Source organism: Ignavibacterium sp., from assembly GCF_025998815.1.
GTDB lineage: Bacteria > Bacteroidota > Ignavibacteria > Ignavibacteriales > Ignavibacteriaceae > Ignavibacterium.
Genome location: NZ_AP026678.1, coordinates 138,709 through 154,084 on the forward strand (window position 1 = coordinate 138,709; position 15,376 = coordinate 154,084).

The 15,376-nt window shown below is 29.7% G+C and carries 8 protein-coding genes; all 8 read left to right on the plus strand.

Features of this window, described 5'->3' with window-relative positions; translation table 11 throughout:
- Positions 1–8 precede the first annotated feature (8 nt).
- Positions 9–1,160 carry a methionine adenosyltransferase gene (gene metK, locus Q0X14_RS00575; protein WP_297840985.1) on the plus strand — a complete coding sequence of 384 codons (1,152 nt, stop codon included), beginning with the start codon at positions 9–11 and terminating at the stop codon, positions 1,158–1,160.
- 26 nt (positions 1,161–1,186) lie between these two features.
- Positions 1,187–1,822 (plus strand): vWA domain-containing protein, encoded by a 636-nt coding sequence (locus tag Q0X14_RS00580; RefSeq protein ID WP_297840989.1) that lies wholly within the window; start codon positions 1,187–1,189, stop codon positions 1,820–1,822.
- Positions 1,823–2,113: 291 nt separating this feature from the next.
- Positions 2,114–2,599, plus strand: a complete 486-nt coding sequence (locus tag Q0X14_RS00585) for a hypothetical protein (protein ID WP_297840992.1) — start codon at positions 2,114–2,116, stop codon at positions 2,597–2,599.
- Positions 2,600–2,967: 368 nt separating this feature from the next.
- Positions 2,968–3,279 (plus strand): hypothetical protein, encoded by a 312-nt coding sequence (locus Q0X14_RS00590; protein ID WP_297840994.1) that lies wholly within the window; start codon positions 2,968–2,970, stop codon positions 3,277–3,279.
- Positions 3,280–4,751: 1,472 nt separating this feature from the next.
- Complete coding sequence (locus Q0X14_RS00595; RefSeq protein ID WP_297840997.1) at positions 4,752–6,770, plus strand: AAA family ATPase; 2,019 nt, start codon at positions 4,752–4,754, stop codon at positions 6,768–6,770.
- A 244-nt stretch (positions 6,771–7,014) separates the two neighbouring features.
- Positions 7,015–8,052 carry a hypothetical protein gene (locus Q0X14_RS00600; RefSeq protein WP_297841000.1) on the plus strand — a complete coding sequence of 346 codons (1,038 nt, stop codon included), beginning with the start codon at positions 7,015–7,017 and terminating at the stop codon, positions 8,050–8,052.
- A 74-nt stretch (positions 8,053–8,126) separates the two neighbouring features.
- Positions 8,127–12,557 carry a UvrD-helicase domain-containing protein gene (locus Q0X14_RS00605; protein WP_297841002.1) on the plus strand — a complete coding sequence of 1,477 codons (4,431 nt, stop codon included), beginning with the start codon at positions 8,127–8,129 and terminating at the stop codon, positions 12,555–12,557.
- Between the two features lie 729 nt (positions 12,558–13,286).
- Positions 13,287–15,230 (plus strand): nuclease-related domain-containing DEAD/DEAH box helicase, encoded by a 1,944-nt coding sequence (locus Q0X14_RS00610; RefSeq protein WP_297841004.1) that lies wholly within the window; start codon positions 13,287–13,289, stop codon positions 15,228–15,230.
- Positions 15,231–15,376: the final 146 nt, after the last annotated feature.

Here is a 15,376-nt window from a genome sequence, read left to right on the forward strand (position 1 = left end):
GAGAACAGATGAAAGAATTTGAATTCACATCCGAATCAGTTTCAGAAGGACATCCGGATAAAGTTGCCGACCAGATATCAGATGCAATTCTTGATGCTTATCTGGAAAAAGATTCTGATTCGAAAGTAGCAATAGAAACAATGATTGCAAAGAATCTGATTGTTCTTGCTGGCGAAATTTCTTCAAGTGCTGAGGTTGATTATCGAGGAACTATAAACAATGTATTGAACTGTGTTGGTTATACAAACGGCTACAATGGCTTCAATTCAGAAAATTATGAACTGATTACCAGCATCACCAAACAGTCAGAAGATATAGCTGAAAGTATAAATGTAGATGAAGAAAAACTTGGTGCTGGTGATCAGGGAATAATGTTCGGGTATGCAGTCAAAGAAACAAATTCACTGATGCCTTTGCCTATTTCAATTGCTCATAACCTTCTAATTAAACTTGCTGAAGTCAGAAAGTCAGGCAGATATGATTTTCTTCTGCCAGATGCAAAATCTCAGGTTACAGTTAAATACATTGATGGAAAACCAGTAAGCATTTCTAAGATTATTATATCAACGCAGCACACTGAATTTGTGCATAGGAAAAAGCTACGAGAGATTCTTCTTGATGAAGTTATCACAGATACTGTACCTTCGGATTTAACATACTCACCTGATGATTGCGTTATAAATCCATCCGAAAGATTCGTTAATGGCGGACCTTTGGCAGATGTAGGACTAACAGGAAGAAAAATAATTGTCGATACTTACGGAGGCAGTTGTCCTCACGGTGGTGGCGCATTTTCAGGAAAGGATGCCAGCAAAGTTGATCGCTCAGGTGCATATATGGCTCGTTATATTGCAAAGAATATAGTAGCAGCCGGAATTTCAGAAAAATGCACTGTGCAATTAGCTTATGTTATCGGAAAACCTGAGCCGATATCAGTATTCCTTGATTTTCACGGCACAGGAAAAATCAATGAAGAAAATCTTTTGAGAATTATACCTGAAATATTTGATTTAACTCCAAATGGAATTATAAAGCAGTTTGGGCTTTATAAACCAATATTCAGAAAAACTGCTGCTTATGGTCACTTTGGAAGAAATGAAAATGAATTTTTGTGGGAAAGAACAGATAAAGTTGAAGCACTTAGTAATCTGCTTAAATAACAACTTAAAATTCAAAGGAGAATAAAATGAAAAACTTAACTCATATAACAGTAATATTGGATCGCTCTGGTTCGATGCAAGCAATAAAATCAGATATTATCGGTGGATTTAACACATTCCTTAAAGAGCAAAAGGAAGTTCCGACAAAATCAACATTCACATTAATTCAATTTGATACTGTAAATCATTATGAAATAGTGCATAACTTTAAACCAATATCAGAAATACCTGAACTGACAGATAAAACATTCGTCCCTCGAGGGGGAACTCCCTTACTCGATTGTTTGGGAAGAGGGATTAATGATTTATCTGAACAAATATCAAAATTGCCGGAGGATAAAAAGCCAGATAGAATATTTTTTGTTGTAATTACAGATGGTCACGAAAACTCGAGTACGGAATTTTATAAAGAAGACATAGTAAAATTGATAGACAAGAAAAAGAGCGAAGACAGATGGGAGTTTTTATTCCTCAGTGCTGATTTGCAGGCAATATCGGATGCAAGACATTTCGGAATAAATCAAACGAATATTTTCGTATTCAGAAAGGATAAGAAAGAAGTAAATAAAATGTGGGAAAACTTATCGTATAAATTAAGTATGGCAAGAGCAGATTATAATTATAAGATTGATTTGAATGATAACACCGAAGCGACGAGCTGAGACCTGATTAGTACAAATTTAATTCTCTCAAACCCCTCGGCTAAGAGGGGTTTGGGATGAATACCCATAGGTCTTACTTTTCAAAAATTATTTTAATAAATCAAAAAAAGTTTTTAATTTCAATTAGATGATGACGTCTTTAAAGTAAATTTATATTTTATCTTTTTCGTTACTTTAATCAGTAAAAGAAATGTTTGTTGGAAAATATAAAGCCACACTTTCTAATTCTATCTTGCTAGTTATTCTTCTTATTTTTGAAAAGTAAAATAAATCTTTGCGAGAGGGAGAAACATGGCAACTACTACCGCAACAATTTTTATAGGTAAAACGCATCCGTATCATAGCGGAATAATTCCAACACACTTAATTCAATTAACTGAGAATGATAGACCCGCTTTAATCTTACAAGATTTAAAGGCGATAGACAATAAGATAGTAATCATACCAACCGTTGAAAATATGGTGGATGATATTTTTTTAATGATTGCTGTTTATGTTTATAATTTGATAACTCCTCCAAAGAAACTTGATAATCCATCCAGAGATAGTCTATACGAGCTACTTACAGATCAAGAACGAATTATCATTTACAAAAATGTTAAAAGAGCACTTCAAGGGACAAATATTAAAGTCGTATTTAACATTTTAGAGTATTCGCATTTAATAAACCAAATCGAAGATATAAAGAAATATTCTGTTAATTATGAGGTTACAACTCCATTTATCAAGAATGAATTCAATGTTTGGCAAAATAAAACTATATATAAAGAATTTTAAATTAGAATTGATTGACTTTAATAATTAGTTCTAAAAGAAATCATGATAATCTCTTTCTGTTCCTTGAATTGAAAAATCAAATTCTAAAAAGTATTTAACCTTATGCCTACAATTTTTGAAAACATCAGTAATAAACTAACTGAAGGATTGAAAAATTCTTTGTAAGTCTCTCATCTTGCCGATTTTTGCTTAGGCTATTTTAATTTGAGAGGTTGGAAAGAAATTATTGATTAAGAAAATTTGTAATAGATTCAATAGACCTGAAGGTGCATTAGAATGAAAAGTATGGAATGGTTTGAAGGATCTACTTTTCAGTCAATAAAACTCAAGAAAAATCAAAAATCTAATAATAAAAGATGGAGATGAATATGCACAAAATTATTCTTCCTTATGGGTTCAGTTGTGAAATTGAAAAAGGGCAGGATTTTACTATTTATAGTCCCAAAGGCTACTTTAAGAAGATTGGATTTCCGCACAAATTTTGGGATTCTATTTATGAATATGGTAGTAATTCTGGTAGGAAGTGGGACGGCAATGGTAATCCACTAACTGAAAACACTGTCAAAGATTTTTATTTTGCGATTATTAAACAAGTTGTTGGATTTACAAGCGTAAAACAAAAAGTAGAAATTAGAAAAAGAATTATTGATGCCTTTAAGAAATTTTTTGACAGCGAGTAAATACCTTTATCCACTTTAAACTTAACATAATATAACTATTCGAAATTAAGACTTCATATCTCATCTTAATTAGTAACTTTTTATATGATTATAATATTTACACAGGGCATAAAACTCTTAATTGCAGTTATTTAATAATCTTTCATCATCACTTTTTGTTCAGAAAAAGATATGTCAGTATCTATCTTTAATATAGATCAATTAAAAGTCGATTACTAAAAAGATTTTAAGCGTATCTGAAGCAAATGTGAAGCGTATGTAAAGCCCATGTGAAAGATGTTTAATACAGTTAATCTATAACTCTTCATTATTTTTTTAGTAACAAATCCCTGCAGTCTTTAAAATCACAATTCATAACTTGAATGGTTACTGAAAGAGTCTGCGAAGCATCCTTTGGAGAACCTCCGACCCTCTGCTTGTAAGGGGGGTCGGGGGTATTTAAATATTGTTTTCTTGCAAATTTCAAGGGTATTTTGTTCTATTATTGAACTATTTTTTGAGTATACTACTTCAGTTTCTACTTCAGTTTTTAACAACTAAAAAGTTTCAAACAAACCCTCGAAAAATTATTTCTAATTCTGAAAATATTAGACTAATTCTTCAAACTCGAATTTATAATGGCAGCTTTGATTTATAACATCAGAAATTTAATGATTGCAACAACCTGAAATGCAAAAAAACATTCAAGCTTGCTTGCGACAAGTAAAGCTGATTAACTTGGTTTTCAAAATATCAAGGAACAAAAAACCGATTAGTGGTCTATTTTTATTAGTTATTTTTTTTGAGAGCATTTTCACCTATTGTTCTAGATTTTCTTTTTCAAAGCCAATCGATTTTTATCTACTTAAATAGTACTTTTTTATTTTCTTTTTTGGATTTAAGCATATTCCTCTTAGAAGTCTATTATACTATTTTTCACTTGCAGCAAATATGAAAAATGTTATTTTTTAATTAGTCACAGATGCATCTTTCTAACCATAACCATTTCTTGCCATTTTTGTCTCTGATCTTTATCATCGATAGATCATCATAGGAAACTAAGAACAATATCTAATCCAGCAATTGTTGCAGGAAGCTTAAAGATAGAGAAATATGTGTGAAACCAATTAAATAGCCATTAAAATGGTGACCAGATTTAAACTCAAGTTCAGACACTTTATCTGAAGTGTAAGATTTGATATAATTCTGTGCAATCACAAACTATCCTTTTCTGTGACAGAATGCTCTGGATAGCAGCAAGTTGTGAAAGACATTGGAATAAAAATATATTGCCAATGTTTGAAATTTAATTATAAGTTTATGATTGAAGGATTAAAAACTATTCATTATTTTTTATTAGATTTTTTAACAAATCTAGGTTCTAGAAGTTTTATCTTACAAACCCCATATTTTTATTATAATTTGGGGGTTCTGCGATAGTGAATAAAACAAAAATAACAACTTAAACATTTACCTAATTAATCTTTATTAAAGTGAATATATCTCATAATATATTATCTAAGATATGTTCCTCAACTAATTTAACTGATTCGCAGAGGATAGCACTAACCTCAGTAAATGAATTTCTTAATTCCACTGATTATAATGTCGCAATCATAAGTGGAAGTGCAGGTACAGGGAAAACATTCCTACTAAATTTAATAACAGAAGCGCTTGAGAGAGCAGGTATACCATTTCAAGTTGCTACCCCGACTGGCAGATCTTCTCAGGTGTTACGCTCAAAAGGAATCAAACAAGTAGGTACAATTCACTCTAAAATTTATTCCTATAATGAAATCATTGAAGAAAAATCCAAAGGAGATTTTATTTACTATTTCAAATTAAAATCGAATCAAGATTCAACAAATACAGTATACTTGATTGATGAATCCTCTATGATATCTAATAAATTCAATCAAGATGAAATTTTAAGGTATGGATCTGGATTCTTATTAAATGATCTTATCAATTTTATCTCACCAAATTATTCAAATCAAAGAAAAATTATTTTCTTCGGTGACATAAATCAGCTACCTCCGATTAATTCTTCAGAATCACCAGCTCTAAATAAAGATTATCTCGAAGCACTTTCTTTTGGTATAAGAGTTAAAGAATTAAAGCTTAAAGAAATTGTAAGGCAGACAAAAAACAGTTCAATTATTAGAAACGCTCAAATTATAAAGAATCAGTTAGAGAATAAAAATATAACTTCATTTAAACTTGAATTTGATGAGAAAGAATTCATAGAAATACAACCAAATAAGGTGATAAAACATTTTTGTGATTCGTTCATTATCGAAAATCAAAGTACTGTTTTGATTTCTTATACTAATGCCGCTGTTATGTTATATAATCAATCCATACGTGAAAAGTTATTTAATAACCCCAGTTTACTTGAAAAAAATGACCGCATAATAGTGATAAGAAATAATGGGAAATATCGTTTATTAAATGGTGAAATGGGAATAGTAAAATGGATTAGTCCGTATAATGAAATAAAGTTCGTCAATCTAAAAAACGAAAAAGAGCCACAAGAACTAATTTTTAGAAAGGTAACTCTAGAATTTTTTAATGAGTTCAATGAAATTGTTGAAGTATCACCCTTAATACTTGAGAATTTATTAGTTAGCCCTGAGTCCACATTAACACGCAAAGAAGCGAGAGCTTTAATGGTCGATTTTGTAAACAGGCATAAAGAGGTGAAGAGAAATTCAAAAGAATTTGCTGAACTTTTACAGCAAGATCCTTACTTTAATTGTCTTCTAATTAAGCACGGATATGCAATCACCTGTCATAAGGCGCAAGGGGGAGAATGGCCTTATGTTTATTTTGATTTCAGATTTCCCTCATCATATTCCTCTGATTATTTACGGTTTTGTTATACAGCAATTACTAGAGCTAAAAAAGTCTTATACGCGATCAATCCACCTTCGTCTTGGTCGGTCCCTATATCAGCCGATTCTCAAAATTTTTGTAATTTAAAAGTATCCGATGATAATCCAAAAGAAAATACGATATCCGAAAAAGCAGTAATAGATCTGATTGAAAAATATCTTTCCGGACAAACACTGAAATATGAGGTTGAAATAAAACCTTACCGAATCAGATTAAATTATTTTATAAATAATAAGCCACGTCACACTGATATCGTCTATAGGAAGGATGGAACTATTTCTTCAATTCAAAGTGACGAGATATCAGAAAAAAATTTAATTCATAATATTCTAATATCTATTAAAGAGAAAAGAGTAATAGATAAAAAAAAGGTAGATTTTAATAGCCCTATTGTTGAACAATTAGTAAAAGATGTACAACAAAGATTATTAGGAAGCGGAATAATAATTGACAGAATAGAACATTTTAACTATCAGGAACGATATTATTTTTCTGATGGTGTGGACAGTTGTTCGGTAAATATTTACTATAACAGTAAAAACCGCGTTACAAGTATTAACCCGCACAAAGGGGAAAAATCTCTGATGACTAAAATTATTAAATTACTTAATGAATAATTTTCTGGAAATAAGAAAAAGAGCACAAGAGCTTAGGAAGGGGAAAAAGTATTCTGAAGCTCTTCCGCTTTATAGAGAGCTCTGGGAAAAATGTGAACCCAAAGATAAATGGCACGGTTGGGGTTATGTAAATTGTCTTAATCAGTTAAAAGATTATAAAACTGCTTATGAAGTAAGTAAAAAAGTATATGAAATCGATTCCTCCTTTGAATATATTAAAGGTCAGTTTGCCTGGGCTTCGTATATGTCAAATATTAAAGATTACTCTGATGATAATTCGTTAGAAGTACTTGAAGAGTATATTAGTGAAATTATTACTGTTACTGAAGGAAAAGAAAACGAACTTTTCCGGACTAAGTCAATTCTTAAAATAATGGATTATCTGTCTAACAAGAATTCTTGGAGCAAAGTTATAGATTGGGCTAAGCTTATTAATCCTGCCTATCTTGACACAAAACCATTCGAGGGTGTGTCAAGCGATGGAAAAAGGTTTAGAAAACCTTCTGATAAGGAGAGCTATTTTTTAAAGCTTTCAAAAGCATTAGAGAAAGAGGAAAAATGGCAGGAGTGTATTGATTTATGTAATAATGCTCTAATAATTTTTCCCGATGAATTATGGTTTAGCTGGCACAAAGCTTCTTGTTTAAGAAAACTCAAAAAGTTTAAAGAAGCCATTTCATTACTTGAGGAAATAAAAAAATTAAAACAAGATTGGTTCATTTTAAAGGATCTGTCAGCTGCATATTATGAAAATAAGCAATTTGATGCAGCTTTTAATAATTTTATCGATGCAGCTGTTTCACAGATTAAAATACCTGAACCAGCTAATAGATGGGAGTTATTTTATATTGGGGCGAGGCTTCTTTATAAACAAAATAACATCGAAATGGCTGATAAACACATTGCATTAACCTTTAAACTTCGTGAAGAAAAAGGATGGAAAATTCCTGATTTTCTTCAGACTGATGTTTATAGAAGAAAAATTGATATAAAGAAAACATCTTTAGAATTATTTAATGAGTTGAAAGATTTCTGGATTAGAGAGCAACAAAATTCTTTACCAAAGCAGACTGGTAGAATAAAAAATTTATTTCAGAATGATAAGGCTGGTTTTATAGCTGGACAAGATGGAAAATCCTATTATTTCAAAGCAAATAGTTTCTTAGATAATAAATCACGATTAAAAGTGAATTGTCACGTTCAATTTAATATCAAGAAATCCTTTGATAAGAAAAAAAATCGAGAATCAGAAGAAGCTATTAATATCTCTATAATTCAATAATTCAAACGAAACCTTTTGTTTAATAAGAATAATAAAATAAACCATTTTAATATCTAAAATTTTGTGGAGGTATTATGAAATTCATCTCAGCTTTTACAGATGAATGTCTAAAGGATGCTAAAAAATATAATCTTGAAAATGAATTGAATTACCTTGTAGAAAAAATTGAAAAAAATCAAACTTCGAGATTTTTAGAAAAATATAAATCTCCAGCTGTTGTAAAAAGAGCTGGTGGCTACCGTTTTATTGGATATGAAATTTTATTGGAGGACACAATCTTCATTGTTTTTTTGCGAATACTCTTAAAAGGCAAAAAAGAATACGAAGAATTTTGTTACGATAGCGATAGTTATTGCAAAAACATTTTGCCGACTAATGATTGGATAAACTCAATTTGTGATAAGAAGAAAAATTCCAATTTGAAAGAGAAGCCAACATTAAGTGAATTAGAAAAATCATACTTATTTACTCCAATACCAGATGATTTTTCTGGCAGTATGATGATCTACGAATCTAAAAAATTTGTGCAAGAAATTCACATCAGTGATTATAAATTATTTTTTGCTGAGATAATAAGAGATATTTTAGAAGATGAAGATTCATTAAATATATCTTCTAAGAAGCACAAACAAAATCCTGATTTAATCATCTATTTCAAGTTACTGAAACAGTTTAACATACTTTTTCTTTACCAAGCGATCAATAAAAGAAATAATGAAAAATTTAATCAATCAGATTTTGAAAGGATTGTGAATTCTATTATTTCTGAAGAATCAATAATGAAAGAATGCTTCAGAACTTACCCTGAATATGTTTTATACGATGATAATATTTGGCTTGAAATTCAAAATGAATCCGAAGGAAATTTAGCGCTTTCTACAGAAGAAGCATCAATTTTAAATTCTATATTACATAATAAAGAAAATGAACCCTTATTTCCACTCTTTATTAATGGCAGGGCTGGAAGTGGTAAATCTACCCTCCTTTACTATATTTTTGCTCACATACTCTTAAATCATATTTTAATTGAAAAAAGGTTAACTACCCCTCCATTATTTCTTACTTATTCATTTAAGTTATTAGATACTGCAAAAAATACTATAAAGAAAATTTTAATGACTAATTCAAAAATTAGATTAAGATTACAAAATGATATAAATAAATCAAGAATGGTGAAAGAATATTTAGATTCTAAAGAATACGATAAATCATTTAAGACATTTCGCGATTTTCAACTACAACTTTTGAATTCTAATAAGTTAATATACTTCACTAAAGATAAACATTATGGTTTTGCTAAGTTTAAAGAAGATTGGAGTAATTATTGTAAAAGAAATCCTGTTAGTTCTGTTCGAAGAATTACTTCTGAGTTTGCTTGGTATGTTATTAGGACTTTTATAAAGGGTATGAGAACATCTGTAGATGATTTTTTAGAGCCTGATGAATATGTTAATTTACCCAGAGATCTAAAATCCATAGATAAAGAAACTTATAAAATTATATATGAAGATGTGTTTTTAAAGTGGTATAAAGATCATTTGAAAGATAATGAATATTGGGATGACCAAGATTTAACAAGATTTGTTTTAGATAACTTAGATGATCTTAACTTAGATTATCCAGCTGTATTTTGTGATGAGGCTCAGGATTTTAGTAATATTGAACTTGAATTGATATCTTCATTACCAATTTATGCGCGGAGAATAATAAATTATTCAGATGTTAAAAGAATCCCTCTTGCATTTGCCGGAGATCCTTTACAAACTATAAATCCCACTGGCTTCAAATGGAATACTGTTAAAGCAAATTTTTATGAAAAAATTAATAATGAATTCAACAAATCAAAAAAAATATCGATGAATTATAAGGAATTAAACAATAATTATAGATCTTCAAGAGCAATCGTTGTATTCAATAACATAATTCAGCTAGTCAGAGCAATTTTGTTTAATATTAAAGATGTTGCACCACAAAAAGCTTGGTTTTCCACTGGTTCATCTTTAGCTCCAACTCTAATAATTAACGATTTTTCAGTTCTTGATGAAGCATTAAATGATGCGAACAAGACGAGAACTATCATAATACCTTGTGAAGAGGATCAAGAAAAAGACTTTATTTTGAATAGGGATTCATTTTTAAAGGAAAAGGCAATTATTGGCAATGATATCGTTCAAAATATATGGAGTCCAATGAATGTAAAAGGTCTTGAATATAATACTGTTATAGTATACAACTTTGGTGATTATTTAGCCACTAGCATTGGCATTAATATAAATGATTTATTGTCTGATTTTAATCCTGAATATTCATTGGAAGAAAATAAAAGGATTCAGCTAGAATATTTTTTCAATAAGTTGTACGTTGCTACTTCCAGAGCGAAGAAAAACCTAGTTATCGTTGATTCAGAAATTGGAAATAAATTTCTTTGGTCATTATTCAATATTAATATCAAGAATTTAACTTCTATTTATTCTCTCTTTATAAATGAAGACATAGTCTGGGAAGAAGAAAATGAAATTACCGAATTCCAGTTTACTTCAGAAGTTCTTGAATTAGCAGTTGATAAACCCGAAGACTTAGCGAAACAATATTATTTAGATGGTATAAATACATCAAATCCTAGAAAGTTAAGATCTGCCTCCGAGTATTATAAAGCAGCACAAAAAGTAACCGAATCAAATCGTTCTCTTGCTAAGGCATATGAGCTTGAACATAATTATCCTAAAGCAGCTGAATATTATGAAAAAATACAGGAAGGCGATAAAGCTACTCGTTGCCTTTGGTTATCAAATGACAAATCTAAGTACTCAAAAATTCTTGAAGTTTATGAAATCGTACCTGATAATCCGAACAATATTTTTAAGCTAGCCTCAAATTTTATGATCAATGAAGACAAAAAAAATAATTCCATTTTGTTTTTAAGAAATTTATCAAAGTTAATACAGAATAGTGATAATCTCGAATTTTATTTATTAAACGATAAATCTTGGGATGATTTTTATAAAGAACTTATGAAAGCATTGGTCGATTATAGTCAGGAGAATCCGAATCTTAGTGATTGGGATGAGGTTTTGGTTATTATTCGAAAACTTTTGGAATATGGGATTCTAACAAAAAATAGAAAAGAATACATTAATCTTTTATATAATCTTAAACAATACAAAGATGTTATTGAAGAATTGAATGGTCAGAATGATACAGAAAATGAGTTTTATTTAAAGGCTAATGCGGAATATCTGAAATTTCCGGCGAATATTGAATACCTCTTTAAGTTAGGCCGATTTGAACAAATAGTTAAATTATTTTTTGAAAATGCTGAAGTTCACTCTGAGTTAAATTCTCACGTTTTAGAATTTATAATTAAATCCATACTAAACACGTCTCAACCTGACCCACTGGTGAAGATTATCAATAAATTCGGAAAAAATTTAAACACTTCATTTAGTGATCAACTTTTAGAAAGAACCTTTTTATTTTGCTTTGAAAAAGAAATATACTCAGCTGGATTTAATATTATTGAAATTCTTGACGATAGGAAAGATGACGAATTCTATATCAATCTCTTGAAAAATAACCTCGATAAGAATGATAAAAATTTAATCAATTATTTTTTAGCTCTATTTGTTTATCAAGAATTTTTATATAATAGATATCATACTGTCATAGATATCTTAGAAAATCAAAGAGTAGAACTAAATTTTTTATCAAAAGATCTGATTAATGTCTTCTTGCTTCAGAAACTTATTATTTTCGAATTAGCCTTAAAAAAGGATAAAATTTCTAAAAAACTAGAACCTAAAATGAGACTACAAGAATATATAAAAAAATTATTGGTAAATAGCGATATATGGAGAAATATGTGCAGCGTTCAAATTGCAGGAGCGGCTATTGAAAGGCTTGAATATCATAAAAACTCAAGAGATTATTATAAAAAAATAATATATGGAAATTTTTCAGAAGAAGAGCAGGAGTTTGCAAAATTAAGATGGTTAAAAGTAACATTTAAGCAAGCTAAAAATGAAAAATCCAACGAAAAAAAGCAAAAATTGGAAATAGATATACAAAATATGAAGAAAAAGTGGAATCTTGATGAAACGAATATAGATGATTTACCTGAGTTTCCTGAGGTATCTGATGAATTTCAATTTTCTTTTGATGAACCTACGGAGTTAGACAAAACTGTTAAAACGAAGATAAATATTGATCTAAAGGTATCAATATCAATAAATGGAGAGGATAAATTTTCGATAAAGAAAATAACTGAAAAATCAATATTAAAGAATGATAATTTAATCCTTGACGAAATAATATATTTTGATTTACAATCAAAACAATTTGATTCAAAGGAAGCGAGCATAAATTTAATTAAATCAAATGATGACATAGAGGAATATGAAATTTCGGATTGGGGGCTAATTATTCAACTCTCAAAAAATAGTGAATCTGATTATTTGTCGTTTTATCATAAAAATATAAGTAGCAAAATCTTAGATATTGCAATTTGATTATTCATGGAGTCTTTTGCTTTAAATAATATTAGATAGAAATGTGTTATTAAGGATAATTGTTATAATATTATTTTGAGGTAGGGTGAACTTTTTTGCTGAATTCCAGCATTCAGAAAAATTCATCTTATAATTTGAAATAAGTGATATTGTGTATGTCTGGAAAGAATTAATATGATTATTTAATCTTAAAAGTTCACTGACCTAATTCACTTGGGTTTAGAGCTGGTGCAATTGGAGTTGCCATTTTAGCAGTAAGGGATATATTTGAAGTTGACCATTTAAATCCTGCTGCAAATGTTTAATATTTATTAATTTCACTCAAACAGGCTTATGATCAAAAAGAAATCTTACTGAAAAGCGTGTAGGAGATTATCAGAGATTTTAGTTTTGTGAAAATCTATATCGGTTATATAATTCATTTTCAAAAACATTCACTTTAATATTTCCAGTTATCTCTGTGGTCAGTAATGAAGAACTAATACCCTCTAAACCTCTTCATCTCTCTGTTTTTACTCAAGATATTCCGTTAAGGTTTTAATACCATACCAATCATTTATCTAAATAATAAAATTTATTGCATTTGGACATTTTTAATTACTATTTTTGAGGTAATCATTGGGAAATTACTGACAATTTGATCAAATCCAGCGAAGACTCCTCTTTAAAAGCCGAGTTGGTGGGTAAGGCAAAACTTAATATAAAAACATCAAAAAATGAGATGTATTTATGGCTCGCGTCATTCCAGAAACCGCATTTAACGATCCTGAAATTAGACCAGGAGAGAAAAGATTATTAAGAGCACTTTATCAGAATCTCGATGATTCTTGTATTGTTTGGTACCAACCTAAAATTGATGCAGATCGACGACCTGATTTAATTATTTATATACCTGAAATAGGTCTAGTTTTAGTAGAAGTAAAAGATTGGCCATTATCTATTGTTAAAAGTGCGACACCAGACTATTGGGAAATTATTATAAATGGAAAAATTGAAAGACATAACAATCCCTTAAAAAGAGTAAAATCTTATTTTTATAATCTTTTAGATAATCTTAAAAAAGATAATTCATTCCTCACAATCGATGGTCCTCATAAAGGAAATGTAAAACTGCCAATTGCCACTTGTGTCAGTTTTCCAAACATCACTAGAGCAGAATATCTAAGTAGTGACTTTTCAAAAACTATTGATGTAAAATATATTCTTTTTAAAGATGAGATTGCCGATATTGGTAATAATTTGGTTGGTAAAACGTTAATTGACAGAATAAAGAAAATTTTTGATCCATGGTGGAAGAATGATGAATTGAATTCAGAAGAGATGGATAAATTACGCGGTATTCTTTATCCCGAAATTACAGCAAAACAAAAAGATAAAGGGGGAAATGTTAAAGAAATTATATTAGATGAAACTCAAGAACAGGTAGCAAAAAAATTAGGTGAGGGTCATAGAATAATTAGAGGAGTAGCTGGAAGTGGAAAGTCTCTCGTGCTATGTGCAAAAATTAGAATGTTACTGAAAGAAAAACCTAATTGGCAAATACTTCTAACTTGTTACAATATAAGCTTGGCGAGTCAGCTAAGGTATTATCTGTATAGTTTCAATGATGAAGGCGATGTGGCGAATGAAGATTATCGGAAGGTAATTCAATCCAAAGTGAAAATTATTCACTTCCATGGATTAGCCAAGGAAATAATTCCGCAGGGAGGTTGGCCACTTGTAGATAAGGAGCAATTACTTACGACGGCAAGGTTTGCAAATCTAGAAGATCATGAAATAGAAGCTGAATTAGATGAAATGTATAGTTCTTTACTCGGAGCTAAACTGCAACAACTAGCTGCTACCACAAAGCTACCATTATACGATGCTATTGTGGTAGACGAAAGCCAGGATTTCCATCCTTCATGGCTGAAAGCTTTGATGATAATGCTTAAACGTACAACAAATTTTTTATTACTCGCTGAAGATCCGAATCAGAAAATTTACCCTCGTACTTTTACATATAAAGATACAGGTATAAATGTGGTCGGTGGTGGCAGAATATTTAATCTTCCAATTTCCTACAGAAGCACAAGAGAGATTGTAATCACTGCCTCTAAATTAGTTCGAACCTCTGATTGGGATGATTTTTATAAAAAATTTTTAGAAGAGAATGATGAACTTCCTAAAACTGAAACTCAAAAAAATGGAAGACTACCTGAGATAATTATTAAAAATGATTATATGGAAACTTGTCAATTTATTGCTTCCGATATATTATATAAGGTATCTAATCAAGGCTTTTCATTTAACGATTTTGGTGTATTGTATACTATAAAGAAGACAGAGGTTATTGATTATATAACTCCGCTTTGTGCAGTATTGGCTGAAAATAAAATTCCATTTTTTTGGTTATCTGAGGACAAGGATTCAAAAACAAGATATGATCAGTTTCGAAGAGAAGTTACAATCAGTACTGTATTCTCTGCTAAAGGGTTAGAGTTTGAAACAGTTTATTTTGTTGGCGTTGAAATTTATCCTTGGATTAAGCGAAACAGAAGAGAAAATGCATCCTTGTTATATGTTGGTATGACGAGAGCGAAATCTGAACTTTATATGTGTTCTTTAATGGAAACAGAAATTACAAGACAGTTAAAAACTATCATAGATGAATTTTCTTCTGCAAGTATTTAATTAATCTTTTTGACTATTTAATTATTTTAAGTAACAGTATAATAACATAATTTTTCGATAACAGTTGGGAGTTTTGATAACTATAGTCATTATTATTCATTTATCTAAAAAAGTATTTTACTTTAAATGTAAAAATCTTAAATAAC

Coding starts and splice junctions, on each gene's coding strand:
- metK (WP_297840985.1), top strand. CDS start 9: ATGAAAGAATTTGAATTCACATCCGAATCAGTTTCAGAAGGACATCCG.
- Q0X14_RS00580 (WP_297840989.1), top strand. CDS start 1,187: ATGAAAAACTTAACTCATATAACAGTAATATTGGATCGCTCTGGTTCG.
- Q0X14_RS00585 (WP_297840992.1), top strand. CDS start 2,114: ATGGCAACTACTACCGCAACAATTTTTATAGGTAAAACGCATCCGTAT.
- Q0X14_RS00590 (WP_297840994.1), top strand. CDS start 2,968: ATGCACAAAATTATTCTTCCTTATGGGTTCAGTTGTGAAATTGAAAAA.
- Q0X14_RS00600 (WP_297841000.1), top strand. CDS start 7,015: ATGTCAAATATTAAAGATTACTCTGATGATAATTCGTTAGAAGTACTT.
- Q0X14_RS00605 (WP_297841002.1), top strand. CDS start 8,127: ATGAAATTCATCTCAGCTTTTACAGATGAATGTCTAAAGGATGCTAAA.
- Q0X14_RS00610 (WP_297841004.1), top strand. CDS start 13,287: ATGGCTCGCGTCATTCCAGAAACCGCATTTAACGATCCTGAAATTAGA.